The sequence below is a fragment of the Peribacillus simplex genome (genome assembly GCF_001578185.1).
Taxonomy (GTDB): domain Bacteria; phylum Bacillota; class Bacilli; order Bacillales; family DSM-1321; genus Peribacillus; species Peribacillus simplex_A.
The window spans coordinates 5,201,983-5,226,240 of the sequence record NZ_CP011008.1; the positions used below are offsets into that span (position 1 = coordinate 5,201,983).

The window sequence follows — 24,258 nt, forward strand, 5'->3', positions numbered from 1 at the left end:
ATGCCCCCCTTATTTCACTAAGTCTTGAACGAATTTAGGCAGGACGAAAGCTGCTTTATGAAGTTCTTTTGTATAATATTTCGTTTCGATTTCATGGAAACGGTCTTCTGTCACTTCTAATGGATTATATTTTTTTGATCCGATGGTGAACGCCCAAAGGCCGCTTGGATACGTCGGGATATTCGCTAAATAAAGGCTAGTGATTGGGAATATTTCTTTCACATCACGTTGTACATCACGAATTAAGTCTGCCTTAAACCAAGGATTATCTGATTGTGCCACAAAAATCCCATCTTCTTTTAAAGCTTTGGAAATCCCGGCATAAAAACCTTTTGTGAATAAATTGACAGCAGGTCCAACAGGTTCAGTCGAGTCGACCATGATCACGTCATATTCATTTTCACTTTTGGCGATGTGCATGAAGCCATCCCCCACTTGTACGTCTACACGCGGATCTTCAAGCATGCCTGCTATTTCAGGCAAGAATATCTTTGAGTATTCGATAACTTTCCCATCGATATCAACCAATGTAGCTTTTTTTACGCTTGGGTGTTTAAGGATTTCACGGATAACTCCTCCGTCCCCTCCTCCTACAACCAAAACGTTTTCTGGATTAGGATGAGTAAATAAAGGAACATGGGCTACCATCTCATGGTAAACGAATTCATCGCGCTGTGAAGTCATTACCATGTCATCCAACAATAGCATATTGCCCCACTCTTCCGTTTCAATCATATCCAGCTTTTGAAACTCAGTTTGCTCCGTATGTAAAGTACGATTCACTTTCATCGTAATACCAAAATTCTCTGTTTGTTTTTCAGTAAACCAAATGCTCATTTATTAACGCTCCTTTTCCATTTCATATTGTCAGTCACCTAATAGGTTCCCCAAAATCGTTATAGTCATTAGCTAGAAAAATTATAGACGAATCTAGCAGAATTGCAAGATAAATTTCATAAATGCAGTTCTTATGTTTAAAAATTTCTTTTTTTTCCATAATAGTAATAGATAATAGATTCTTTTCTGATAAGAGAGGTGAAAGCAATGGAATTGATTCCAAGCGAACGATTCAAAAGGACAACTAAATATGTACGGGCCTTCATTATCCTTGCCACAATCGGGCTCACGATACTCTTTGTATTGCTTCTCTCCTTACTGATTTATGCAAAAATATTAGGTCCGCCTCCTTTGGTCGTGCCGCAGTCCACTCTTTACTATAGTGATAATGGAAATGTGATCGGCGAAACCGATAATGGCCAGAAACGTTATTGGGCCGGGCTGGGTTCGATTTCACCACAGCTCATCAAAGCGACTGTCGCTGTTGAGGACCGTCAATTTTACACTCATAATGGATTTGATATAAAACGGATCGGCGGTGCCATCCTTGCGGATATTAAGGCAATGTCCAAAGTCCAGGGCGCAAGCACCATTACCCAGCAGTATGCCAGGAACCTGTTTCTTGGCCATGACAAAACGTGGTCGCGTAAATTTAATGAAGCCTTTTATACGGTACGTTTAGAAATGAATTACACAAAAAAGGATATTCTAGAAGGTTATTTAAATACGATTTACTATGGCCATGGTGCATATGGGGCCCAAGCTGCAAGTCAATATTACTTTGGCAAGGATGCCAAGGATTTGACCCTTCCTGAAGCGAGCATGCTGGCGGGAATACCAAAAGGGCCGTCAAATTATTCTCCATTGGATAATTTTGAAAAAGCGAAATCAAGGCAGAGAGTTGTCCTTCAAGCAATGAAAAACAAAAACTACATTTCAGAACAAAATATCGCAGAAGCGTTGCGAACATCCCTTGCATTAAAGGGTGAACACGGAACGGTTACAAATAAAACCGCTCCCTATTTCCAGGATGCAGTCAAGCAGGCTTTAAAATCACAGCTTCATTTAGATGACCGGATGATCGAGCTGGGCGGGCTTAAGGTCTATACAACACTGGATGAAACCCAGCAGGATGCTGCCGAAAAAGTTCTCTCCAATATCATACCCAAGTCTTCAGGGATCCAAGCCTCGATAGTGGCGATGGATCCGGACACCGGGGAGGTCCGTGCACTGGTCGGCGGTAAAGATTACGCGGAGTCGCCATTCAACCGAGCTACACAGGCCGTTCGCCAGCCCGGTTCCACCATTAAGCCATTGCTATACTATTCAGCGTTGGAGAACGGTTTCACACCGTCTACCACCTTAAAAAGCGAGACCACTACATTTTCTTTCGATGATGGTCACTCATCTTACACACCGCATAATTACAACCATCAATATGCGGAAGGCGAAATCACGATGGCTCAGGCCATAGCTCTTTCCGATAATATCTTCGCCGTAAAAACGCACTTGTTCCTTGGGGAACAGACATTGGTCGATACGGCGAATCGTTTCGGCATCACGGCGAAAATGGATGCAGTTCCGTCCTTGGCACTCGGTACGTCAGGTGTAAGGGCGATTGAAATGGTGAACGCATACAGCATTCTGGCTAACGGTGGCAAGAAAGTTGAACCCGTGTTTATCAAAAAGGTTGAAAATCAAAAAGGTGAAGTGATTTTTGATGAAAATAAGAAACCAGAACAGATTTTGGATGAGGATAAGGCATTTGTCATGACTCAAATGCTTACAGGGGTTTTCGATGAAACCTTAAATGGCTATACGAAAGTGACTGGCAGCACCATCAACTCCCAGCTGACCCGCCCATATGCCGGCAAATCAGGTTCCACCCCGACGGATAGTTGGATGATCGGTTACACACCGGAGCTTGTAGCTGGAGTATGGACTGGGTATGATCAAGGGAAAAAGATCGAGATCCCCGCTGAAAAAAGCTATGCTAAGAAAATCTGGGCTTCCTATATGGAAAAGGGCCTACAGGGGAAACCGGTAAAATCGTTTAAGGAAACGAAAAACGTAATCGGGGTAAACGTGAATCCCGCAAGCGGAAAATTGGCAACAAAGGATTGTCCTGTCTCAAGACTGACTTATTATGTTAAAGGAACTGAACCTGTCGAATACTGTGCCGAGCACTTTAAGGGTAAGGGTCCGAAACATCCCCCAAAAGAAGAAGACCAAAAAAAGTCCCCGTGGTATAAAAAAGTCTTAAAACCATGGGGATAACGAAAAACCCCGAAGCCGGTAGCGGCTTCGGGGTTTTTCTGTCCTAGTTCCACAGTGTCTAAACTGCTGTCTTTAAGTTTACTGATTTTATCCGTTTCCTACAAGTGCATTTTTCACTAAACTTAACATTTCATCCATTAAATCAAATTCAAAGCGTCAATGACTCCTTGAGCTTTGCTGAAGAGCGCTCCCACATTCCTGCATCATGGTTTTTTAGGAAGTCTGCAAGTATACGTTTTGATTTATCGTCCATGTCCTCGACGATGATATGCCGTTTAAGCGATTTATCCATCCGGTTAACATGCTCCGGAAGGGATTTGTAACCGCGTCTAATTGACCGGTCGACCATCATTTCACACGCTGTCACACCTGCATAGTGCGGACCATTTTGAGTGGCTTCAATGGTCACCCAAACAAGCCAGTAAGGTTTGGCATTCGGGACCTCCTCTTTAGTCTTTAAAAACTTAATCCCTTTTTCCACTGCACTCCTTGCATGCATCGCGCCGATATCGACCTCGGCTTCACCTGCATCCACATCGATGATGACCGGAGAGATATTATCGAGCGTCAAAACCCCTGCTCCATATCCGCCATGACCTTCTGTAGGGTCGTTTTTTATAATATTGAAGCCTACCTTTTTCTTTGGTTGTTCTTCCATGTTTGTATCCCCCTTTATCGTTTGTCATTCCATATAATTTAAAAAAGCAAAAGTGTAAAGAACTGATTCAAGGCGCCGCCTACCAATGGCACAACATTGTTCAAAATCGGGCTAATCGTATACCGGCTTAGCGGTGTGATGATCAGAATCAAAAAAATCAGGGAGCCATATTGTTCATACTGGGTCATTTTTGCCCGCAAATCAGCTGAAACTAGATCCTGTACGATCCTATAACCATCGAGCGGCGGCAGCGGTATCAGATTAAATACAAACAAAAGGATATTTAAGTTGATGAGCATCGCGAAGAATGGCTGAATGAAAAACGGTAAATCAGGTCCAACGCCTGCCGCCAGTAACCCGTAAAAAATTAAATACCCGAAAATGGCAACAAGCAAATTACTGAACGGGCCGGCAAGAGAGACGAGCACTCCTGCCAATTTTGGATTCTTGAAATGAAAACGATTAACCGGTACAGGCCTAGCCCAACCAAATCCAGCTATTAATATCAACAATGTTCCGATCGGATCCAAATGAGAAATCGGATTCAATGTGACTCTTCCTTCATTTTTAGCTGTCGGATCACCGAACTTATAGGCTACATAAGCATGTGAAAATTCATGAACCGTAAATGCGATTAACAGTGACACAATGACATATGGAAGGTCTTCCAACCTATAAGCTAAAAATCTTTCTATTTGGTCCAATAGCTTCTCCCCCAATATTTATTACCGTTAGTATACATCAAAAGAGCAAGAAGTGAAAAAACTCTGACTTCCACATCTTGCAATTACTTTTCCATTGTGAAACACTACAAGATAAGAGAGGAAGGGGGGAATGAGAGATGCCATATGTAACAGTCAAAATGCTTGAAGGCCGTACAGACGAACAAAAAAAGGCTTTAGTCGAAAAGGTGACGGCAGCCGTTACGGAAACAACTGGAGCACCAGCTGAAGCCGTGACGATTTTCATTGAAGAAATGTCAAAAAATCATTTAGCAGTAGCCGGTGTCCGTAAAAGCGATCAATAAGATTTACATAATGGTAAAAGCTAAGCCATCAATTCGGCTTAGCTTTTGTTTTTAACTGCTCAATATATTCATATGCCCCATCAATTTCTTCAAGCGTATATTTTTGTTTGCTTTTCAGCGTGAAAATTTTCTCGGTGACTTCCTCTTTTTCTAGCGTGTCAAAGTATAACACCGTTGAAACCAGCTCCAAAAACCGGGCATTCTGTTCGTTCATATCGAGTAAGCATCCCTCAAGTGCCGGCATCTCCACTTCCTGTATGGATAGGAAATCCTGGCCGGCATCCGTTATCGAATAACAATATTGATAATAGCCTGCTTTTTTTTCCCTTACTTCATTCAAATAACCCATTTCGCAGAGCTCTTCAATCCGTAAGGTCAACTCCTCCGAATACGGTCCATAAAAGTGAAACTGAAACTTTTCATGAAATGGGAAGGACAGCTTCTTCGCGATATAAACGATTTTTTGTAATTTTTTCCGACCCGAGATTTCACCGGCAGTAGAAATTGCATTGATAATGTTTGCATGATCCTTAAACAAGGCTCGTCACTCCTCACCAAAAATGTACCACTTTAATCCGATAGCTCCAAAAGCTTACGAATTTGTTTTTTTATATTTTTCTTCGTAGATTCATCACGCAATAAATCTGCTGGATAGTACAACTTATGATCCGTTCTTCTTTTCCCTGAAATTGCATCGACAATTTCGGATTCACGTGATAATTCACGAATTTCGCCATTATTTTTCAGCAAGTGAATCGGCAGCCTCTCCTCTTCCTCACCTGGCCGGTAAAAATCATACGGCAGATCTGATGAAGAATCGACGACAAGATAATAATCCGGATCGATGCCTGCCTTCTTGAAAAGCGTCCTTAATTCCATCAACCTGTTCATCTGACTGTTCGATGGATGGAATTCCACATATTTAAATAGTTTACGGTTAACGAAGCGAGTGCATAAATCTTTTAAAATCGCATCGTTTTCCTCTTCCCATGCTTCGAAATAATAGAGCATCACCGCTTCATCCATTTTCAAATAGTCCGTTAAAGTCACTTCTCCCTTGAACAATGAATAAAAATGGTTCGGTTCTTGGGCAAACTCATAACCGGATTCATATAAATGTTTCGCTCTATGTAGGATCTTGGTAAGTATGACCTCCGCACTTCTCGTAACTGGATGGAAATAAACCTGCCAATACATTTGGTAGCGACTCATGATATAATCCTCAACCGCATGCATCCCGCTTTGTTTGATGACGGCATGTTCTTCCCTTGGCCTCATTACACGCAAAAGCCTTTCCATATCGAAATGTCCATAACTCACGCCGGTGAAGTAGGCATCACGCTGTAAATAATCCATTCTATCAGCATCGATCTGACTTGAAATCAGGCTGACTACTAATTTGCCTTTATAGGTTTTCGCAATGACTTCTGCCACTTTTTTAGGAAAATCACGCCCAACTCTAAGGAGGATCTTATTCACTTCCGTATCGCCGAGGATTATCTGCTGCGTGAATTGCTCATGATCCAGGTCAAACACCTTTTCAAAAGAATGAGAGAAAGGACCATGACCTAAATCATGCAGAAGGGCTGCGCACAAGGATAGTAACCGTTCCTCAGGTTTCCATTCCGGTCTTCCCTCAAAAACATCATCCACGATTCTCCGGACAATCTCATATACTCCAAGCGAATGGCTAAGCCGGCTATGTTCCGCACCATGAAAAGTTAAATAAGTCGTTCCCAGCTGTTTGATCCTTCGAAGCCGCTGGAATTCCTTCGTCCCTATTAAATCCCATATAACCCGGTCACGAACATGTATATATCGGTGCACAGGGTCCTTGAATACTTTTTCTTCTTGTAATTTTTCGGCGGAATATTCCATGAACTACCCTCTTTTTCATAATCTCGATGGACACATTATAGCGTGTTTTGACAAAAAAACCTAACTTCCACCTTGCTAGTAAGAGGGGTCATTTTGTAAGAAAACGGAAGTTTTAGTCTGGTTTTGTTTCGAAAATAAGGAAATAAAAAATCACCGCAGTGTGTTGAATCTGGGTGATGATTACTTGTTCCATTTATCAAAAGCAAATAATCCACTCTACCTATATATCATGGATCCTACTTTAGTTTTTTATTGATTTTATCTAGTAACTCGTCTTCTGTCGGTGCAGCAACTGGACGGTTATTGACAAAGGCAAAAGACTTCTTTCTGCCAGGACCGCAATAGGATTGACAGCCCACTTCGATTTTCGCGTCGGGATCAAGCTTTTCAAGACGGGGGATTAATGTTTTAATGTTTACCGCCAAGCAGTCATCGCACACTCTGAATTCATTGGACATCCTCCGGTCACCATCCTTTCCATGACAAACTATGTTTCATTCCATTTATATAACTAAAGGGTATTTTACCGTTTCTACTTATGAATATCAAGAGGGCTGGATGATGTGAAAAAGAAGGGGCCGCCGCTAGCAAATGATGTAATTCATCAAAAAACTAGTATCCTTTTAACCTTTTTGTATAAAAAATCCAGATTTTGTCCAAAATGCTAGTAGAGCACTCCATTAATCCTGCTACACGATATTTTATATAGTTGTTTATTTTAAAAGTTACCAGAAAGGGAGTATGTAGAAATGAAGGTTCGTCAAGACGCCTGGACAGAAGAAGATGATTTGCTTTTGGCAGAAACGGTATTGCGCCATGTGCGGGAAGGCAGCACTCAGCTGAATGCTTTTGAAGAGGTAGGGGATAAGTTGAATCGCACCTCTGCCGCATGCGGATTCCGCTGGAATGCTGTTGTCCGCCATAATTATGACAAAGCGCTATCCCTTGCCAAGAAACAGCGTAAGCAGCGGCAAAGGATTCTTGGAAAAGATCAAGGAGGGAAAAAACGGCTTCTTTATACTCCGCCGTCCCCTACGATTTCTGACATAATGGTTCCTCATGAACAAGAAGTGGAACTAGAGTTGGAATCCGAAGTCGATACTACCAATTATGAAGCAGCAGAAGAATTCGTTGTGGCTGAAGCACTCCCCCCTAAACCACAGCACACTCCTGTGACTTTGGAAAAGGCCATGAACCTTGATACCGTCATCGCCTATTTGGAATCTATGAACGGCCGTATGCTTCAAGCCGAAGTATTAAAAACCGAAAATGAAAGATTGAAGCTTGAAATCAAAGGGCTGAAAAAGCGAAACGAAGATTTGGAGAATAAAATCAGCCACCTTGAACAAAACAGCGGCCTGATGCAGGAAGATTATGAAACTTTGATGAATATCATGAATCGGGCAAGGAAGCTGGTCTTGTTAGAGGAAGAGGAACGTCCGGCAACTAAGTTCAAGATGGACCGGAATGGTAATTTGGAAAAAATGGCTGAGTAATGAGATAATGTGGGGTTCAGTTACATAGATCAACCACATGCTAATGGCCGAATCACCAAAGTTCATCCGAAAGAAGGAGCCTAAACAAGGCTCTTTTTTTCATGGTTCCAAGAAAAAGGAATAAAATCGTCTAAAAACGCTCGTTGATTATATCTCTGCTACCTATCATACATTCCCCTTCACAGTTTCAGTGAATGCTAAAGTCGTATTAAATGCAAAAAGCCGTTCCTGACTTACTGGAACGGCTTTTTGCAAATCAAACATTTAATGAATCGAATACCTTATCGTTGCGTTCTACCACTCTTTTCAAATATGCCTCATACAACGGCCATTCTTCAACAGAAAGAGTGTCAGAGAATATCCTTCCGCTATGTGCCTTCAATACATGAAGGAATCTGAGCATCACGTCCTGAACGCTCAATTGCACCCCCAACAATTCTGAAAGGGACGCCATTACCGAAGGGTCGATATCAGGATAGGCGAATTTCGTTTCTGAATTTCCTTTAGCTGCATCATAAAAACCCTTCACGAGACTTGCACGTTCAGCCCCGCTTCCATTGACACACAAATAGATTTGAACAGCTACGCCATTGCGAATCCTGCGTTGGGATATACCGGCAAACTTTTGCCCTTTTATACTTAAATCATAACTTCCAGGACAATATGAGCCGACGATTTCCCTTGCCTCCATATTGACTTGGAAATCGGAAAACATCAATTGGACAAGCTCCCACATTGCATCATATCCACGATTGATTTCAATTTTCTGATCGTTTTCAGGAAAGATGAGCGAAAAGTTAAGGACCCCTTCATCCAACACGACTGCGAGCCCCCCAGAATTCCGTACGATGGCCTGATAATCCTGCTCTTCTAAATGTTCCAAACCCTTTTTAAGAAAAGGCAGCTTCGTATCCTGTATACCCATTACGATGGTTTGATGGTGCACCCACGCTCTGGCCACTGCCGCTGATTTACCTGAACCTACGGAAGCGCAAAATGTATCATCCATCGCAAAGGACTCCAGAGCAGGAAACTGAGGTCCAACGGAAGATTGATCAATAACCCGCCACTCTTGCTGCATTAATAATGAATCTGTTTCACTCATATGAATCTCCCTCTACATTTAATCCTCATGCTGCCTATTGATACTGCGCCACAAACCCTTGTACCGCTGTAATGACAGCCAGTTTATATACATCCTCTTCACTGCATCCCCTCGAAAGGTCATTTACAGGACGGTTCAGCCCCTGAAGGATCGGACCGACCGCTTCGAAGCCACCCAAGCGCTGTACCATCTTATAGCTAATATTCCCTGCTTCGAGACTTGGGAAAATAAAAACATTCGCATCCCCCTGAATAAGAGAATCCGGTGCTTTCTTTCTTGCTACTGAAGGAACGAATGCCGCGTCAAACTGAAATTCCCCATCCAGAATGATTTGAGCATCCATTTCTTTTGCTAATTCGACAGCATCTGCGACTTTTAGGGTCTCGGGGGATATTGCCGACCCTTTCGTAGAAAAGCTCAGCATCGCCACACGCGGTTCGATATCGAACATTAGTGCAGTCTTCGCACTTTCTATAGCAATTTCAGCCAGGTCCTGAGAATTAGGGTTTATATTAATCGCACAATCCGCGAACACATATTTTTCTTCGTTCCGGACCATGATGAATACGCCCGATGTTTTATTGACGCCTGGCTTTGTTTTGATGATCCTTAGGGCAGGACGTACCGTATCGGCAGTCGAATGCGTTGCACCACTCACCATTCCATGTGCCAGTTTCATTTGGACGAGCATGGTTCCAAAATAGTTCTCATCCTTTAAGATTTCCCGTGCTTGTACATCAGTAGCTTTACCGTCACGGACCTTCACGAACGCTTCAACCATTTCATCCATCATGATATAATTCTTCGGATCATATATTTCGATTGCATCAAGGGAGATTTTTAAATCTTTTGCCTTCTCTTGAATCAACCCGATATCCCCGATCAATACTGGTGTCACTAGTTTCGCTTTGGCAAGCCTGCCTGCCGCTCCCAAAATCCGTTCATCCAATCCTTCTGGAAAAACGATCTTTAAATTATGCCCCATAACTTTCGATTCCAATATTTCAAATAAATCACTCACTGGCTCATCCTCCTTTTCAGATACGTTTCCCCTGTTTTCCCTATATTTAACCATTCGGTAAACTTCTAGTCGTCTTCTTTTAAGAATACCCTAGCAGCCAGGTAAATTCCAGCCACTTTGGTCCCTCCCAATCCGCAAATTTGAAAATTGTTTGAACACCGAAAAACAGTGATGGTGTTTGCGGGTTGATATAAATTTCCTTATACTGAAACTATGGTATATTTAAAGTTATTAAAAGACTTAGGAGTGAATCGAAATGAGTGAAGCAGCACAAACACTGGACGGCTGGTATTGTTTACATGATTTCCGTTTGATCGACTGGACATCTTGGAAAACGTTATCAAGTGACGAACGCCAATTAGCTATTTCAGAATTCCAAGGTTTACTGGATAAATGGAATATGACACAAAGTGACAATGAAGGCAGCCATGCCCTATATTCCATCGTTGGTCAGAAAGCGGACTTCATGCTTATGTTTGCCCGCCCGACCATGGAAGAATTGAATGCAATTGAAAACGAATTCAACAAAACGAAGCTAGCCGAATATACAATTCCCGCTTATTCATACGTTTCCGTCGTGGAATTAAGCAATTACTTAGCAGGTGGAGATGGCGAGGACCCTTATCAGAACCCTCATGTTCGTTCTAGACTTTATCCGATACTTCCAAAAGCGAAACATGTATGCTTCTATCCGATGGACAAGCGTCGTGATGGAGATGACAACTGGTATATGCTTTCCATGGAAGAACGCAAAGGCTTAATGCGTTCACACGGCTTGATTGGCCGCAGTTATGCCGGCAAAGTAAAACAGATCATTTCCGGTTCTGTCGGTTTTGACGATTATGAATGGGGCGTTACACTATTCGCAGATGATGTCCTTCAATTTAAAAAATTGATCTATGAAATGCGTTTTGATGAAGTGAGTGCTCGTTACGCTGCATTTGGTTCTTTCTTTGTAGGCAATATCCTGCCGGAAGAAAACGTTACTTCTTTCTTATACGTATAAGGCGATGGGCTTCCGGTTTCCGGAAGCTTTTTTTCTTTTTGCGTCCCCTCCCTTTTATTTTTCCCCGGCTATGGAATAAATCCAATGCACATCCCATACATTTTCAATAGTGATGAATTTATTTTTTTACAGTCCATTCAGCATCAGGAAAATTAACCAAGGCAATTCCTGACTCCAGCGAGGTGAAGGAACGTTACTTCTATTCATTAGCCGACAATAGGATATGACTTGAATCATGAACGTTAAGTATCACTAAAATTCATTGTGGTTTTTTAAGCCACCCGGGGATTGTCCAGAACAGCCGTAAACAAATACAATACTACCGGTCGCTATAAATCGCACTGTTTCTCCCAGTCCACATTCTCGGATTGTCCAAATTCCACAAAATCCAATAAACCTTTTAGGAGGGAATGCAATGTCACAAAATAACCCTTATGGTAATTACCCGTACGGCGGAAGCCCCTATTACCCCTATGAAAACAATGAGTCTGACCCGCGGCAGCAGCAGTCTCCTTACCAGCAACAAGCATACCAACAGCCATCATACCAGCCACAACTGCCCACTAAGGCAGGTACTCCACAACAAGTGCCCATGCCGATGAATCCAGCCACTTCCGGACCACAGGTACCTGGCATGCTTCCAGTCGAAGCATCGTACATCGAGAACATATTGCGTTTGAATAAAGGGAAATTAGTCACTGTTTATACCACGTTTGAAAACAACAAGGAATGGAATGCAAAGATCTTCAAAGGAATCATCGAGGCTGCAGGGCGCGATCATTTGATCATTAGCGACCCTCAAACGGGAAAACGATACTTAATCCCGATGGTATACTTAGATTATATAACGTTCGATGAAGAAATCGAATATGAGTATCCATTTGGAGGCGCTGGGCTTGCCACCTATTCGCCAAGGTGAAGAAAATTCTATATAGAAGAGCCTCAGAATCAATTTGATTCTGAGGCTCTTCCTTTTTTCCAAAATGGAATCTTAAAAGGCTGACCTAAGAAGGTCAGCTGCCTTCATTACAAGTATTTATATGCAGCAATGGCCATTAGGACCCAAGCAACCAAGAATGAGACACCGCCAAGTGGAGTGATGGCCCCCAGGACTTTGATTTGCGTAACGCTTAGAACGAATAGGCTTCCCGAAAACAGGATGATTCCTATTAGCATAAGCCAGCCGGACCAGTTGATTAGCGGACTTGAAATCTTCCCAGCCAATAAACCGAGCACTAATAAACCCACAGCATGGAACATTTGATATTGAACAGCCGTTTTCCATATTTCTAAATATTTATCAGGAATCTTCCCTTCCAGTCCATGTGCACCGAATGCACCTAGTGCTACAGCAATAAACGCATTCAATGCACCTAAAATGATGAACAGTTTCACTATTATTTCGCCTTCCCTTCCCAAATTTAAAAATCGAACAAGGACTCCCCATTTGCCTCATCCATTTTAACCGGTTCTACATTCGATGTAGCCGACATAACGGGTTGGGTCAATGTGATTGGGTTAGGGTTTGGAATGCTGATGTTCCCAGCTTTTTCATCTACCATTACCTCGCAAAGGGATTTAATGGCGATTACATACCCCTGTACCTTATCCTCTGAATTTGCCTGTTTCGCTTTCAAAACAAGCTCTTCGATTTTATTTAACATTTGTCTTGATGAAATATCCAACTTTACCACCTCGCCTATATACAGGTCAAAACTTTCATAACTAGCATAGCAAAAATCAGAGAAGAAAACACCTTGCATATTCCCTACTTTTTAATTGGCTTGGATTGAAATTTCAAGCATGGCTGTCCTGAAGAACGAAAGACATCAAGGGAGGGCAGGTTTGGTGTTTTGAATTGAAAAGCACGGCAGCCCTTCGGAAAATTGGGATCCCAAGTTATATAGAAATGACTGCACGCCATACAATTAACCCGTTCCCTTTTCTCGCCCCAATCATCGCTTCGAGATTTTCCAAGCAATAGGGGATTCCCCCATTTCCATCAGCAATTGATTTGTTTTGGAAAAAGGTTTGCTGCCAAAGAAACCACGGGAGGCCGACAATGGACTCGGATGGACGGACTTAATGATTTTATGACGGGTTTCATCAATCAAGGGGATTTTAGTTTGGGCAGGTTTCCCCCACAAGATGAATACAACCGGTTTCGGACGGTCATTCAATAGGCGAATAACTTGATTCGTAAAGGTTTCCCACCCTTTTCCGCGGTGTGAGTGAGCCTCTCCCTCGCGGACAGTCAAGATGGTATTCAATAGTAGCACTCCCTTGTCCGCCCATTCAACAAGGTAACCATTATCAGGAACTTCATGTCCTAGATCAGTGTGTAACTCTTTAAAGATATTTCTTAAAGAAGGTGGGATGCGAACCTCCGGCTTAACTGAAAAACTAAGGCCATGTGCTTGATCCGGGCCATGATAAGGGTCCTGTCCAAGGATGACAACCTTTACGTCTTTATAAGAAGTATAGTGAAACGCATTGAAAATATCATCCTTATCCGGGTGAATGACTTGCTGACTGTACTCCTGCTTTATAAATCCCCTTAGCTCCTTGTAATATGTTTTTTTGAATTCCTCTTCCAATAGAGGCCACCAATCATTTGTTAATAATTGATTTTCCATTTGCCACAGCCCCTTTCCACTTTTTGAAATTATATTATATCAAACTTAATCGCCTTACCTTTTTCCATAGATTACGGTTTATGTTTCTATATACCCCTAAAGTGGGAAATTAGATAGTTAGCAATCAATTTATTCAGGTTGGAGGATTCCCTATGAAAAAATGGTACAAAAGAAAACGATTTTATCTGCTTGTCAGCATTGTGATCGTCATTACAGCCGTAATCAACTATAACAGCTACAAGCCTCTCCCTGATGGCATTTCTTATGAAGGGAAGGTTCATCATGTCGAGGATATTGATTTCATTTATGACCTTTCCTATCACGATGAGCAAGGGAATCTGCAACATGAGCAGCGAATTTTCCAAACCATATATCAAGCCATAGAAGACGCAGATTCTTTTGTCGTAATCGATATGTTTTTGTTTAATGCTTTTTATGATGAAAAGATAAACTTTCCAAAGTTAACCGAGAACCTGAAGGAGAAACTGGTTGAACAGAAGAAAAAGAAACCTGACCTCCAGGTTATATTCATTACTGATGAAGTGAATACTTCCTATAATGCCTACCAGTTAGAGGCATTGGAAACGATGAAGAAAAATGGCATTGAGGTCATCGTTACCAACTTAGACCGGCTTCGGGATCCGAATCCTCTCTATTCAGGTGTATATCGGACCTTTTTCCAATGGTTCGGTGAAAGCGGGAAAGGATGGATTGTGAATCCAATGGCTAAAAGCGCACCAAAGGTCACCTTACGTTCTTATCTAAGACTGATGAACATTAAAGCCAATCACAGAAAAGTGGTCGCTACCGAAAAAACGGCCATCATTTCATCAGCCAATCCTCATGACGCGAGTGGATTCCATTCCAATATTGCATTTCAGATGGATGGGAATATCATCGGCGACTTTGTTAAAGCAGAAGAAGCCACTTCGAAATTTTCGGGTGGCCCAAAGTCATTTCCTGAATTAAAAGGGTTATCTGCAGATAAAGGACCAATATCGGTACAATTGCTAACGGAAGGAAAAATCAATAAACATGTCCTTAAGGCAATAAAGGATGCACAAAAAGGCGACAAGATCCATCTTGCCATGTTCTACATTGCCGATCGCGATGTTGTCGAGGCATTAACCGATGCAGCTAAACGGGGTGTGAAGATTCAAATGATATTGGATCCGAATCAAAACGCTTTCGGAAGTGAGAAAATCGGTCTTCCTAATCTTCCAGTTGCCGCTGAATTCGAAAAACTGGGGGATGAAAACATTTCGATCCGCTGGTACAAAACAGAGAAAGAGCAGTTCCATACAAAGTTGATGATGATCCAAAAGGCTAATGAAACGATTATTCTTGGAGGATCGGCTAATTATACCTCACGCAATCTGGATGACTACAATCTTGAAACAAATGTTGAAATCCACGCTCCAAATGACGCGGACGTTTCTTATGATGTCGATAACTATTTTCAAAGACTTTGGACAAATCAAAATGGAACATACACGGTAGATTACAGTGAGTATCAAAAGAAACTACCTGTCTTCAAATACTTGACCTACCGCATACAAAAGGTGTTCCGCTTCACCACTTATTAAATATATTTCGATATAAAATGTTTATACATGCCCAAATAAGGTTATATACTACTATAACCAATCAACAACTATGATAAAACAAGATTCCATTTACCCATATCCAAGAGAATCTTACACTGAAATTCAAGGAGGAGTTTATATGTATCAAGTACATGTAGTAGAAAACGGTTTACAAGCAAAGGAAAAAATCGATGAATTGACTACATCAGGATATACGAAGGACGATGTATATTTGTTTGCCCATGATAAAACCCGTTCGAAGCACCTTACCGAGAATACAAATACAGAAGATGTAGGCATGAAGGAACAAGGCTTCCTTGATACCGTTGGAAATCTCTTTAAATCACGTGGAGACGAACTTCGTAATCGAATGAGCAACCTTGGTCTTAGCGATATGGAAGCAGAACGTTACGAGGAAGTGCTTGACGAAGGCAAAGTCGTCATCGTTGCTTCCAAACAAGATAATAAAGACGGTGTTACACACTAATACCCGATAACCACTACCCTATATGATTCATAAAAAGCGAGGCACCCTACCGGCAGCCTCGCTTTTTATATTCATTATCCCAGGATACTTTGGTATGTGGCCTTTGCATGGACCATATCCTTCGTTCCGTGAATCAACGCCCGGCCATCCTCGAAAATGACAATACGTTTCCCATCTTTTTCACAAGAGAGAAGAAATGGATTGAATTGCACCAAATAACCACTGCCGTTCAGATCTTTGGCTAATTTCTCGAGTTGCAGTTTCAAAGGTTTTGGCGGTCTGACCTGTACAGTATCCCTACCGCAAAGAACCGCAGTTTTCGTTGCGTTTTCCATAGTTAAAAAGGGATATGTCCTCTGATCTCCGCAAGAGAGACAATCTTTCTTTCTCGCTTTTGTTAATTTTACGGTTTGGTATTGATTCCTCCACAGATCAAAAGTAACAAGTGCAGGTCGAACCGATTCCCAATCTTCAACGAGGATTTTCAAAGCTTCAGCAGTTTGGTGTGCCACTACCATCGTTACAGCTGGTGATATGATTCCTCCTGTGTCACAGGTCATTCCTTGAATGGGGATAGCTTTAAGTAAACAGTGCAAACATGGCGTCTGTCCTGGAAGGATGGTCAAAGTCATGCCCACACTACCCACACATGCCCCATAAATCCATGGTATCTGTAACTTTTGTGACAGATCATTAATAATCATCCGTGTCTCAAAATTATCGGTTGCATCCAATATCAAATCAACATCACCAAGCAGCTGTTCAAGGTTCTGGGCGGTCGCGTCCATAATGATGGCATTGACTTCGACTTCATGATTGATATCAAATAGATGGCGCTTTGCCGCTTCTGCTTTTGGCAGTTTCTCCTCGACATCCCGTTCCGTATACATTTGTTGACGCTGTAAATTACTGGTTTCGACATAATCCCTGTCGACAATGGTAAGCTTCCCTACTCCCGCACGAGTAAGGGCCTCTGCGTTAGCAGACCCCAATGCCCCCGCCCCTAGAAGTAAGACATGCTTCTTCAAAATTCTCGATTGGCCCCCTTCACCAATGGGGGAAAATAAAGTCTGCCTTGAATATCGCTCTTGCACTATGAACCCTCCCATCCGATTTGCTCAGCCTCCACTGACAGGTGGAATGAAAGCCACTGTATCTCCATCAGATAGAATCGTGTCATCGTCAGCAAATTCTTCATTGACCGCTGTCATCACGGTTTCAAGACCTTCCAATTGAAATTCCACCCTCATTTTGCCTTTAAGCTGGGCCACACTCATTCCATTTCCTTCTATAGAAAGAGTCTCTTTGCCTAACTCATCTTTCAATTGGGCAAATAAAAGTACATTAATCATTGATATCCACCTCTTCCGGTTTCCCTTTTGGATATGGAACTGTTTCCAACTGATTTCCGACCCATGTCTCCCCATCTTCCCAATGTTCCTTTTTCCATATAGGGACAATTTCTTTTATTCTTTCAATCGCATACCTGTTTGCCTCATATGCATCATTTCGATGTGGCGTACTAACGGCAATAACGACTGCGATATCCGTGATTTCAAGTTTTCCAACACGATGGGTGATTGCCGTTTCTGAATCTGGCCACCGCTCCTTAATTTCAGAACCGATTTGCTCTAATTTCTTAATGGCCATCGGTTCATATGCTTCGTAAATTAAGAAAAGAGTCTTTTTTCCTTTCGTCATTTCCCTCACTGTACCAATAAAGGTCGTGACGGCACCTGCATTCCGCTCTACTACTTTATCAATCACTTCCTGGATGACAATCGGCTCTTTTGAAATTTTATAATTCATGTCTACCATCCTTTATATATAATTCAGTTTGATCAATATACCCTGCCTCTTTATAATCTTCCCTCGTATTCATATTGAAAAAAAGGTGTTGAAGATGTTCAGGATTCTCGTGATATAACTTAAAGTCGGTTTCCTTCATGATTTTCACCGAAATTTTTTCCAAAAATAGACCCATTTTCAACTCGCGTTTTAATAAGCACTCCGTCAGTACAGGAAGACACCTTTTATGATAAACAGCAAAAAGCGGTTGGATCCTGCCATTTATTTCCGGAATGACAGCATCGAATTCAGGTTCATAATAGGAAATGATATCATTTATGGCAGCCGCATTCACAAAGGGCATATCACAGGCCGTAAGGAATTGAAGCTCCGTTTTCGCAGCGGTCATCCCTGCATGCAATCCGCCAAGAGGTCCTTGATCTTTATGTATATCCGGTATTAACGGAAGTTGCAGAAAACGATAATCTTCAAAAGTATTGGTAATGACCAGAATGTTTTCTGACACCTTTTTCAATTCGGCTGCCACTCTTGAAATGTTCGTAACGCCGCCTATGGTCAACAGAGCTTTATTCACTCCCATACGACTTGATTTCCCACCAGCTAAAAGTAACATAGTCCATTCCAAACGAATCACCTCCCTATTTTGGGTTTATTCCCGCAACCAACGGTAAAGCTATAATAAATGCATCCACTAATGAAGCGTCCCTATATTTAAATATTTTAAATCAATTTTGAAAATAATGACACTTTCACATCTTTGCTTATATATCAAAAGTTTGGACAAAGCATATTTCCAAGGAGCAGACTAGGCCTTTCCATTTCCTTATTAAAGGACTCATATAGGGTGACAACTAAGTTTTACATAAAAGAAATTTTGGTATATTCTAAAAATAGGATATTACCTGGTATGCTGATAATATCGATATCTAATTCTCCTGAGGAGGTCACATAATGACTATGAAAAGAGCTATGACAGTTGCCGGATCGGATTCGAGCGGCGGAGCGGGTCTTCAAGCAGATTTAAAGACATTTCAAGAATTCGGCGTTTACGGTATGTCCGCTTTAACGACAATCGTGACGATGGATCCTAAGAATGGGTGGTCCCATAATGTATTCCCTACACCGGTTGAGGTTTTGGAAGCCCAAATCGAAACGATTTTATCAATCGGCATTGATGCCATGAAAACGGGAATGCTTGGATCAGTGGAAATCATTGAACTTGTTGCCCGTAAAATCGACGAGTTGAAACTGGACAAAGTCGTAATCGATCCAGTTATGGTATGTAAAGGTGAAGATGAAGTGTTGCACCCTGAAACAGCTGTAGCTTTGCGTGAACTTCTTGTTCCACGTGCAACAGTAGTTACGCCAAACCTGTTCGAGGCTGCCCAGTTAGCTGGGACAGCACCTATCAAGACGATCGATGATATGAAGGGTGCAGCTGAAAAGATTCATGCACTTGGTGCTAAATATGTCTTGATCAAAGGCGGAAATAAGCTGGGGAATGACAAAGCCATCGACCTTCTATATGATGGAAAAGAATTTGAGATCCTTGAATCCGAGAAAATCGAAACAACCAACACACATGGTGCCGGCTGTTCATCTTCAGCAGCTATTGCAGCTCAATTGGCTGAAGGGAAAAGTCCTCGTGAGGCTATCCACATTTCGAAGGACTTCATTACCGAAGCGGTTCGCCATTCTTGGAAGATGAATGACTATGTAGGACCTGTTAACCATGGTGCATACCATAAATATGGAATTGCTGAAAACACCCAAAAATAAAACATCAAGTTTAGTGGCCGCTCAAATTCATCGAGCGGCCTTTTTCGCTTTTTTTGTTTTTATTTAGTAAACTAGAAAGAAGGAAAAGCTTATCTAGCCGCCCAGTTAAGGAGGAAATTATAGAATGAAACCTATAGACCGTACAGAGGTGCAAAATGCTATTGATACTTTCGCCGGACAAGATGTATATCTTCACCTTGAAACGACAAATGGTGCCTATGCCACTCATGTAGATGAAGCTTTCTTTTCGGCAGGTGCTTATATTCGTAATGCATTAATACAGTATGAACACGGGAAGATAGTTGGGGATGGACCCTACCGCATCGGCTTAAAGCTCAATATTGGCTGGGTATATGCAGAAGGCGTTAACCACTTCGAAATGGATGAACAAGGTAGGTTGCTGTTGGCAGGACTTGATTTTTCCGGGAAGCTTGCTGTCTCCATGCAGCTCAGCCCTACTCCCTTTGAATGAGTACAACTTGCTTGATATTTTAATATTATTCCGATGAATACTCCCATTCACCGATAACCATACTCACTGTAAGTAGAACGGAAGGAGAAATATACCTTGGAAAAAGAACGTCATGTATTAGTTATTTTCCCACATCCCGATGATGAAGCCTTCTCGGTCTCTGGAACGCTTGCCCTTCATAGAGAAGAGGGCACTCCCGTCACCTATTTATGCTTAACTTTAGGAGAAATGGGACGTAATTTAGGAAATCCTCCATTTGCAACAAGAGAATCGCTCCCTAAAATTCGTAAAAAGGAATTAATCGATGCAGCAAATGCGATTGGAATCCAGGACTTGCGCATGCTCGGTTTGCGTGATAAGACAATCGAATTCGAAGATGATGAAAAGCTGACTTCATTATTTACCGATGCTATCAATGAATTGAATCCTTCATTGATCATTACGTTTTACCCAGGATACAGTGTCCATCCAGACCACGAAGCAACAGCACGGGCTGTGGTTCGGGCTGTGGAAAGAATCGAAGAAAAAGAGAGACCTAAACTTCATTGTGTCGCGTTCTCCAATAACTGCATCGATGAGTTAGGACAGCCCGACATCATCCATGATATATCTGCCGTAGAAGAAAAAAAGGTAGCTGCATTCACTGCCCATCGTTCGCAAACGCAAGCAATGGTAATCGATTGGAAAGAGAAATTCGAAAATCAGGATGCTGATTTTCTCGACTGGATCCGCAAAGAACGATTATGGACCTATAAATTTTAAAGAAACCGCCAATATGGCGGTTTCTTTGTTTATGGCAAAAAAAAAGCGCCTGCTGATTACAGGCGGAGAAAAGGGGGATAATTTGGAAAATTAATCATTATAAAGCATCCCCTAAATTTCCCATTTTATACAGACATATAAAAAAATTAAGCAGACAAACGTTCCTCATGATGCATTTTCTTTCTTGCTGAGGCTTTTTTTCCATGTGCCAAATAATAAATCCCGATAAGGGCGAATGCAAAGATTGACATTCCCATGAATAACCCTTTGAACCCGGTAAATGGGATAAGGAAGCCCAATAGGAATGGGCCAACACCAATACCAAAATCATACATTGTAAAAAACGTGGATGTGGCTAATCCCATCCGATTTGATGGGGATTCCTTGATAGAAATCGCTTGACAGCTTGATTGGAACGTACCATATCCCACTCCGATAAAGGCACCGGCAATCAGAAGCGTGATACCATGATGGGATTGGCTGAGGATGACCATACCCATGGCAAACAGGAAGAGCGATGGGTAAATGACTGCATTCTCCCCCTTCACATCGAACATTCGTCCTGTAAACGGGCGGGACGCCAAAAGGAATACAGCAAATACTACAAAGAAAAAGCTCGCCGCATCCATTAAATCCATTTCCTTTGCAAAAGATGTTAAATAGGACAAGATGCTCGAATAGGTAAATCCGGCAAATCCGATAAAAATGGATATGGGCAGGGCCCTTTTTTCAAAGTAATCACTGATTTTAAATCCCTTCTGTGGTAGAGCTCCGCGTTTTTCCCCTTCAGGTACATTCATGAACAACGATGCGACTAAAGAAAATGCGGCAAATAAAGAGGCAGCATAGAAAATGATCGAATAGCTAAAATGCTGTGTGATCAGCAATCCAATAAACGGACCGAATGCCATTGCCAAGTTTGTACTCATGGCAAAGTAGCCTGTACCCTCCCCGCGTCTTTCATTCGGAATGATATCTGCAGCAATCGTTCCAGTTGCCGTTGTGGCAAGGCCAAAAGCAAAACCATGAATAAGACGATCGATCAATAAGAGGGGTAAACTATTCACCAGGAAATAGCCAATGGATGCGGCCAGGAATAGAATCAAGGATCCAAGCAACATTTTTCTGCGGCCGATCTTATCAATTTTTTTTCCTGCAATCGGTCTGACAAGCACTGCCCCGAGGACAAAGATACTTGAGGCAAGTCCTGCTTGTGCTTGCGACGCATGAAAGCTATCCATCGTATAAATGGTTAATGTCACCATCAAGACATAAAAAGTTAAAAAAAGAAAAAAATTCACAGACGAGACAATCAGAAAGTCTTTCGTCCACAATTTCGGTTTGTCATTCATTTCAATCCTTCTTCCTTACTATTGTTTTAATTTTTCCTTCAGGAAAATCAAAGTTCGTAACGTTGCCTCACGATCCTCTTCAGCCAAACCATTCATTAATTGAAGTTCAAACTCTTCAACCACTTTTTTGGCCTCTTGAAAAGTCCTTACACCTGATTCCGTTAACTGTATTCTCCGTTCCCGCTTATCTTTTCCTGGGATTTGTTCAATCAAATCAAGTTCTTCCAAACGGTTTACCGTCCGGGTTACCGTCGGCTTCTCCACATCTAGATAAGTGCTTATTTCAACAAGCGTAGAACAGCCATACTGATTCAGATAATATACAATCAGCCACTGGGAATGAAAAAGATCAACCTTAGCCAATTGTTCATTTAACTTTTTGGTAAATGACCTTGAAAATTGTAAGTTATGATGAAAAAAACCATTATGAAAGGACAAAGGTATTCCTCCTGTTAATTAGTTACCTAGGTAACTATACACTTATTCTTTAAAAATGTCCAGCCTTCGGATGAAGAAAACACTTGTCGTGAATTTCGCGCTGTTTACTCGTGAATTTTGCTGTTTTACTCGTGAATTTCGTACGTTTACTCGTGAATTTCGCGCTTTTACTCGTGAGTTTTGCTGTTTTACTCGTGAATTTCTGCTACACTCGTGAGTTCGCGCTGTTTACTCGTGAGTTTCGCGCTTTTACTCGTGAATTTCACGCTTTTACTCGTGAGTTTTACTGTTTTACTCGTGAATTCCACGCTTTTACTCGTGAATTCCGCAAACTGTATGGGTCAAATCGGGGCCATGCCATGCTCTTCGTGGTCGATGCTTCGAGGCCATAAACAAAAAGGGAACCCCGCTATTAAAAAGCGAGGCTTCCGATATTTGATCTTTGCGCTTCGGAATGATTTCATTCAAAAACTATTTTGAATTACACAAATACCACATCTCCGAGCTTCTCATTGATAACTTCAGGACATATTTTTTAACCGGGAAAGTGGCACACGATAAAGCTTATCATCCTTTTCATCAGGATTTCCTCGGCCATCCGTATTGTTGCTTATGAAATAAAGGAATTCTCCATCTACGGATACATCACGTATCCGCCCAAAACCCGTAATGATAGTAGTCAGCTTGCCGCTCTGTACATCATAACTTTTAACCGATTCGCCCCTTAAGGCAGCAAAATAAAGCTTTCCGTCAAAATAGGCCATTCCAGAAGGGGCCCATGTTTGCTCGCCGGAATGAATCAATGGATTTACCATATCAGGTTTTTGCTCATCGCCCTCTATTTCTGGCCAGCCGTAGTTCTTACCTGGATCAATCTTATTTAATTCATCGTGAGCCGAGTCCCCGTGCTCACTTTCATACAACTGCCCAGATTCATCCCACGCCAGACCTTGTGGATTGCGGTGACCGTATGAATAAACGTATGAATTCCCGAAAGGATTATCTTTCGGAATGGTGCCATCCAGATTCATGCGCAAAACCTTCCCGCCTAAGGAATTAATACCCTGTGCGATCTCCGGCTTTCTTGCATCACCTGTTGTTGCATATAGCTTATCATCCGGTCCAATCTTGATCCGGCCACCATGGTGGTATTCCCCGCTTGGTATGCCGTCAAGCAAGGTCTCCTTCTCCTGCCAATTATCACCAACTTTTTGTAAAATGATGATTCGATTGATGGAATCCCCGCCTTCTTCATACGTATAATAGGCGAAAGCTTGCCCGCTCTTGGAGAAATCGGGAGTTAACAAAAATCCAAGTAATCCCGCTTCCGCTTTTGCGGACAATGTCTTTTTAAGATGGACCTTTTGCCTTGTCATCTTCCCCTTGTCCCATTCTACGATGGTTCCTGTCCGCTCTGATACATACATTGTGTCCCCATCCTTCTGAATCGACCATGGGGAATGCAGGTTCGTTACTAGCACATCCGGATCTTCTCCTAAAGTGCCCGTCACTTCTTTATCAGGCTTCGGCTGGGTTATGCTGTCATCTTTATTCATGTTACAGCCAGTTAAAGTCAATGTAGCCATAAGGAAAAATAAGAGCCATCTTTTCAAAAGTCATTCCCCTTTCGAT

29 protein-coding genes are annotated in these 24,258 nt (G+C 42.0%); 11 read left to right on the forward strand and 18 right to left on the reverse strand.

From position 1 onward, the window contains the following. Positions 1-9: 9 nt before the first annotated feature. On the reverse strand, positions 10-837 hold the full coding sequence (gene speE, locus UP17_RS24385; RefSeq protein ID WP_061465766.1) for a spermidine synthase: 828 nt from the start codon (positions 835-837) through the stop codon (positions 10-12). 207 nt (positions 838-1,044) lie between these two features. Between speE and UP17_RS24390 the strand changes: the two genes are divergently transcribed. Next, a complete protein-coding gene (locus tag UP17_RS24390; RefSeq protein ID WP_061465768.1) occupies positions 1,045-3,114 on the forward strand; it encodes a transglycosylase domain-containing protein in 2,070 nt (689 codons plus the stop codon). Positions 3,115-3,262: 148 nt separating this feature from the next. Here UP17_RS24390 and UP17_RS24395 read toward each other — a convergent pair whose 3' ends face one another. Both UP17_RS24395 and UP17_RS24400 read right to left on the reverse strand, forming a co-directional pair. Beyond that, entirely contained in the window at positions 3,263-3,772 is a 510-nt protein-coding gene (locus tag UP17_RS24395) for a YwhD family protein (RefSeq protein WP_061465770.1), read from the reverse strand. A 38-nt stretch (positions 3,773-3,810) separates the two neighbouring features. After that, positions 3,811-4,467 (reverse strand): site-2 protease family protein, encoded by a 657-nt coding sequence (locus tag UP17_RS24400; RefSeq protein ID WP_061466316.1) that lies wholly within the window; start codon positions 4,465-4,467, stop codon positions 3,811-3,813. A 146-nt stretch (positions 4,468-4,613) separates the two neighbouring features. Here UP17_RS24400 and UP17_RS24405 point away from each other — a divergent pair, with 146 nt between their 5' ends. Continuing rightward, complete coding sequence (locus UP17_RS24405) at positions 4,614-4,799, forward strand: 2-hydroxymuconate tautomerase (protein WP_061465772.1); 186 nt, start codon at positions 4,614-4,616, stop codon at positions 4,797-4,799. Positions 4,800-4,827: 28 nt separating this feature from the next. Here UP17_RS24405 and UP17_RS24410 read toward each other — a convergent pair whose 3' ends face one another. The 3 genes from UP17_RS24410 to UP17_RS24420 form a co-directional block, all read right to left on the reverse strand. After that, the gene (locus UP17_RS24410; protein ID WP_061465774.1) at positions 4,828-5,337 is read right to left on the reverse strand and encodes a YwgA family protein; all 510 of its coding nucleotides are present in this window, start codon (positions 5,335-5,337) and stop codon (positions 4,828-4,830) included. 32 nt (positions 5,338-5,369) lie between these two features. Next, positions 5,370-6,677: an HD domain-containing protein gene (locus UP17_RS24415; protein ID WP_061465776.1), complete on the reverse strand. Its 1,308-nt coding sequence runs from the start codon at positions 6,675-6,677 to the stop codon at positions 5,370-5,372. Between the two features lie 236 nt (positions 6,678-6,913). After that, positions 6,914-7,135: a YuzB family protein gene (locus UP17_RS24420; RefSeq protein WP_048683566.1), complete on the reverse strand. Its 222-nt coding sequence runs from the start codon at positions 7,133-7,135 to the stop codon at positions 6,914-6,916. Between the two features lie 291 nt (positions 7,136-7,426). Here UP17_RS24420 and UP17_RS24425 point away from each other — a divergent pair, with 291 nt between their 5' ends. Further along, positions 7,427-8,173 (forward strand): RsfA family transcriptional regulator, encoded by a 747-nt coding sequence (locus UP17_RS24425; RefSeq protein WP_061465778.1) that lies wholly within the window; start codon positions 7,427-7,429, stop codon positions 8,171-8,173. 256 nt (positions 8,174-8,429) lie between these two features. Here UP17_RS24425 and UP17_RS24430 read toward each other — a convergent pair whose 3' ends face one another. Both UP17_RS24430 and pta read right to left on the reverse strand, forming a co-directional pair. Further along, positions 8,430-9,278, reverse strand: coding sequence for an octanoyl-[GcvH]:protein N-octanoyltransferase (locus UP17_RS24430; protein WP_061465780.1), 849 nt, complete (start codon positions 9,276-9,278; stop codon positions 8,430-8,432). A gap of 34 nt (positions 9,279-9,312) precedes the next feature. After that, positions 9,313-10,299: a phosphate acetyltransferase gene (gene pta, locus UP17_RS24435; RefSeq protein WP_061466318.1), complete on the reverse strand. Its 987-nt coding sequence runs from the start codon at positions 10,297-10,299 to the stop codon at positions 9,313-9,315. Between the two features lie 256 nt (positions 10,300-10,555). Here pta and hemQ point away from each other — a divergent pair, with 256 nt between their 5' ends. After that, the gene (gene hemQ / locus UP17_RS24440) at positions 10,556-11,305 is read left to right on the forward strand and encodes a hydrogen peroxide-dependent heme synthase (RefSeq protein ID WP_061465782.1); all 750 of its coding nucleotides are present in this window, start codon (positions 10,556-10,558) and stop codon (positions 11,303-11,305) included. A 415-nt stretch (positions 11,306-11,720) separates the two neighbouring features. After that, positions 11,721-12,224 (forward strand): spore coat protein GerQ, encoded by a 504-nt coding sequence (gerQ, locus tag UP17_RS24445; RefSeq protein WP_061465784.1) that lies wholly within the window; start codon positions 11,721-11,723, stop codon positions 12,222-12,224. A gap of 107 nt (positions 12,225-12,331) precedes the next feature. Here gerQ and UP17_RS24450 read toward each other — a convergent pair whose 3' ends face one another. From UP17_RS24450 to UP17_RS24460, 3 genes are all read right to left on the reverse strand, one after another. Beyond that, positions 12,332-12,700 (reverse strand): DUF423 domain-containing protein, encoded by a 369-nt coding sequence (locus UP17_RS24450; protein ID WP_061466320.1) that lies wholly within the window; start codon positions 12,698-12,700, stop codon positions 12,332-12,334. A 26-nt stretch (positions 12,701-12,726) separates the two neighbouring features. Further along, positions 12,727-12,990 carry a YwdI family protein gene (locus UP17_RS24455; RefSeq protein WP_061465786.1) on the reverse strand — a complete coding sequence of 88 codons (264 nt, stop codon included), beginning with the start codon at positions 12,988-12,990 and terminating at the stop codon, positions 12,727-12,729. A gap of 270 nt (positions 12,991-13,260) precedes the next feature. Then, on the reverse strand, positions 13,261-13,941 hold the full coding sequence (locus UP17_RS24460; RefSeq protein WP_061465788.1) for a uracil-DNA glycosylase: 681 nt from the start codon (positions 13,939-13,941) through the stop codon (positions 13,261-13,263). 152 nt (positions 13,942-14,093) lie between these two features. Between UP17_RS24460 and UP17_RS24465 the strand changes: the two genes are divergently transcribed. Then, positions 14,094-15,527, forward strand: coding sequence for a phospholipase D family protein (locus UP17_RS24465; RefSeq protein WP_061465790.1), 1,434 nt, complete (start codon positions 14,094-14,096; stop codon positions 15,525-15,527). Positions 15,528-15,666: 139 nt separating this feature from the next. Further along, positions 15,667-16,014, forward strand: coding sequence for a YflT domain-containing protein (locus tag UP17_RS24470; RefSeq protein ID WP_061465792.1), 348 nt, complete (start codon positions 15,667-15,669; stop codon positions 16,012-16,014). Positions 16,015-16,088: 74 nt separating this feature from the next. Here UP17_RS24470 and UP17_RS24475 read toward each other — a convergent pair whose 3' ends face one another. From UP17_RS24475 to mobA, 4 genes are read right to left on the reverse strand one after another with little or no spacing between them, the layout of a single operon-like run. Continuing rightward, complete coding sequence (locus tag UP17_RS24475; RefSeq protein WP_061465795.1) at positions 16,089-17,108, reverse strand: MoeB/ThiF family adenylyltransferase; 1,020 nt, start codon at positions 17,106-17,108, stop codon at positions 16,089-16,091. A 24-nt stretch (positions 17,109-17,132) separates the two neighbouring features. After that, on the reverse strand, positions 17,133-17,366 hold the full coding sequence (gene moaD / locus UP17_RS24480; protein WP_061465797.1) for a molybdopterin converting factor subunit 1: 234 nt from the start codon (positions 17,364-17,366) through the stop codon (positions 17,133-17,135). Further along, positions 17,359-17,823, reverse strand: a complete 465-nt coding sequence (locus UP17_RS24485) for a molybdenum cofactor biosynthesis protein MoaE (protein ID WP_061465799.1) — start codon at positions 17,821-17,823, stop codon at positions 17,359-17,361. Before UP17_RS24485 ends, moaD begins: the two co-directional genes overlap by 8 nt. Continuing rightward, on the reverse strand, positions 17,813-18,448 hold the full coding sequence (mobA, locus tag UP17_RS24490) for a molybdenum cofactor guanylyltransferase (protein WP_061465801.1): 636 nt from the start codon (positions 18,446-18,448) through the stop codon (positions 17,813-17,815). The genes UP17_RS24485 and mobA overlap by 11 nt, the downstream gene beginning before the upstream one ends. A 326-nt stretch (positions 18,449-18,774) precedes the next feature. On the opposite strand from mobA, the gene pdxK reads away from it, so the two are divergent. The 3 genes from pdxK (at position 18,775) to bshB2 (ending at position 20,836) form a co-directional block, all read left to right on the forward strand. Further along, complete coding sequence (pdxK, locus tag UP17_RS24495) at positions 18,775-19,602, forward strand: pyridoxine/pyridoxal/pyridoxamine kinase (protein ID WP_176431819.1); 828 nt, start codon at positions 18,775-18,777, stop codon at positions 19,600-19,602. 124 nt (positions 19,603-19,726) lie between these two features. After that, positions 19,727-20,074 carry a YojF family protein gene (locus tag UP17_RS24500; protein WP_061465802.1) on the forward strand — a complete coding sequence of 116 codons (348 nt, stop codon included), beginning with the start codon at positions 19,727-19,729 and terminating at the stop codon, positions 20,072-20,074. A 96-nt stretch (positions 20,075-20,170) separates the two neighbouring features. Beyond that, positions 20,171-20,836 carry a bacillithiol biosynthesis deacetylase BshB2 gene (gene bshB2, locus UP17_RS24505; protein WP_061465804.1) on the forward strand — a complete coding sequence of 222 codons (666 nt, stop codon included), beginning with the start codon at positions 20,171-20,173 and terminating at the stop codon, positions 20,834-20,836. Positions 20,837-20,982: 146 nt separating this feature from the next. On the opposite strand, the gene UP17_RS24510 is transcribed toward bshB2, so the two are convergent. Further along, the gene (locus UP17_RS24510; protein ID WP_061465806.1) at positions 20,983-22,188 is read right to left on the reverse strand and encodes an MFS transporter; all 1,206 of its coding nucleotides are present in this window, start codon (positions 22,186-22,188) and stop codon (positions 20,983-20,985) included. An 18-nt stretch (positions 22,189-22,206) separates the two neighbouring features. Next, a complete protein-coding gene (locus tag UP17_RS24515) occupies positions 22,207-22,626 on the reverse strand; it encodes a MarR family winged helix-turn-helix transcriptional regulator (RefSeq protein WP_061465808.1) in 420 nt (139 codons plus the stop codon). Positions 22,627-22,757: 131 nt separating this feature from the next. On the opposite strand from UP17_RS24515, the gene UP17_RS28075 reads away from it, so the two are divergent. Next, positions 22,758-23,018: a hypothetical protein gene (locus UP17_RS28075; protein WP_155727494.1), complete on the forward strand. Its 261-nt coding sequence runs from the start codon at positions 22,758-22,760 to the stop codon at positions 23,016-23,018. Positions 23,019-23,147: 129 nt separating this feature from the next. On the opposite strand, the gene UP17_RS24520 is transcribed toward UP17_RS28075, so the two are convergent. Continuing rightward, positions 23,148-24,239 carry a PQQ-dependent sugar dehydrogenase gene (locus UP17_RS24520; RefSeq protein WP_061465810.1) on the reverse strand — a complete coding sequence of 364 codons (1,092 nt, stop codon included), beginning with the start codon at positions 24,237-24,239 and terminating at the stop codon, positions 23,148-23,150. Positions 24,240-24,258 lie beyond the last annotated feature (19 nt).

Coding starts and splice junctions, on each gene's coding strand:
- UP17_RS24425 (WP_061465778.1), top strand. CDS start 7,427: ATGAAGGTTCGTCAAGACGCCTGGACAGAAGAAGATGATTTGCTTTTG.
- hemQ (WP_061465782.1), top strand. CDS start 10,556: ATGAGTGAAGCAGCACAAACACTGGACGGCTGGTATTGTTTACATGAT.
- UP17_RS24470 (WP_061465792.1), top strand. CDS start 15,667: ATGTATCAAGTACATGTAGTAGAAAACGGTTTACAAGCAAAGGAAAAA.
- UP17_RS24395 (WP_061465770.1), bottom strand. CDS start 3,772: ATGGAAGAACAACCAAAGAAAAAGGTAGGCTTCAATATTATAAAAAAC.
- pdxK (WP_176431819.1), top strand. CDS start 18,775: ATGACTATGAAAAGAGCTATGACAGTTGCCGGATCGGATTCGAGCGGC.
- speE (WP_061465766.1), bottom strand. CDS start 837: ATGAGCATTTGGTTTACTGAAAAACAAACAGAGAATTTTGGTATTACG.
- UP17_RS24430 (WP_061465780.1), bottom strand. CDS start 9,278: ATGAGTGAAACAGATTCATTATTAATGCAGCAAGAGTGGCGGGTTATT.
- UP17_RS24415 (WP_061465776.1), bottom strand. CDS start 6,677: ATGGAATATTCCGCCGAAAAATTACAAGAAGAAAAAGTATTCAAGGAC.
- UP17_RS24465 (WP_061465790.1), top strand. CDS start 14,094: ATGAAAAAATGGTACAAAAGAAAACGATTTTATCTGCTTGTCAGCATT.
- moaD (WP_061465797.1), bottom strand. CDS start 17,366: ATGATTAATGTACTTTTATTTGCCCAATTGAAAGATGAGTTAGGCAAA.
- UP17_RS24405 (WP_061465772.1), top strand. CDS start 4,614: ATGCCATATGTAACAGTCAAAATGCTTGAAGGCCGTACAGACGAACAA.
- UP17_RS24500 (WP_061465802.1), top strand. CDS start 19,727: ATGAAACCTATAGACCGTACAGAGGTGCAAAATGCTATTGATACTTTC.
- UP17_RS24390 (WP_061465768.1), top strand. CDS start 1,045: ATGGAATTGATTCCAAGCGAACGATTCAAAAGGACAACTAAATATGTA.
- UP17_RS24485 (WP_061465799.1), bottom strand. CDS start 17,823: ATGAATTATAAAATTTCAAAAGAGCCGATTGTCATCCAGGAAGTGATT.
- UP17_RS24420 (WP_048683566.1), bottom strand. CDS start 7,135: ATGTCCAATGAATTCAGAGTGTGCGATGACTGCTTGGCGGTAAACATT.
- UP17_RS24460 (WP_061465788.1), bottom strand. CDS start 13,941: ATGGAAAATCAATTATTAACAAATGATTGGTGGCCTCTATTGGAAGAG.
- gerQ (WP_061465784.1), top strand. CDS start 11,721: ATGTCACAAAATAACCCTTATGGTAATTACCCGTACGGCGGAAGCCCC.
- UP17_RS24510 (WP_061465806.1), bottom strand. CDS start 22,188: ATGAATGACAAACCGAAATTGTGGACGAAAGACTTTCTGATTGTCTCG.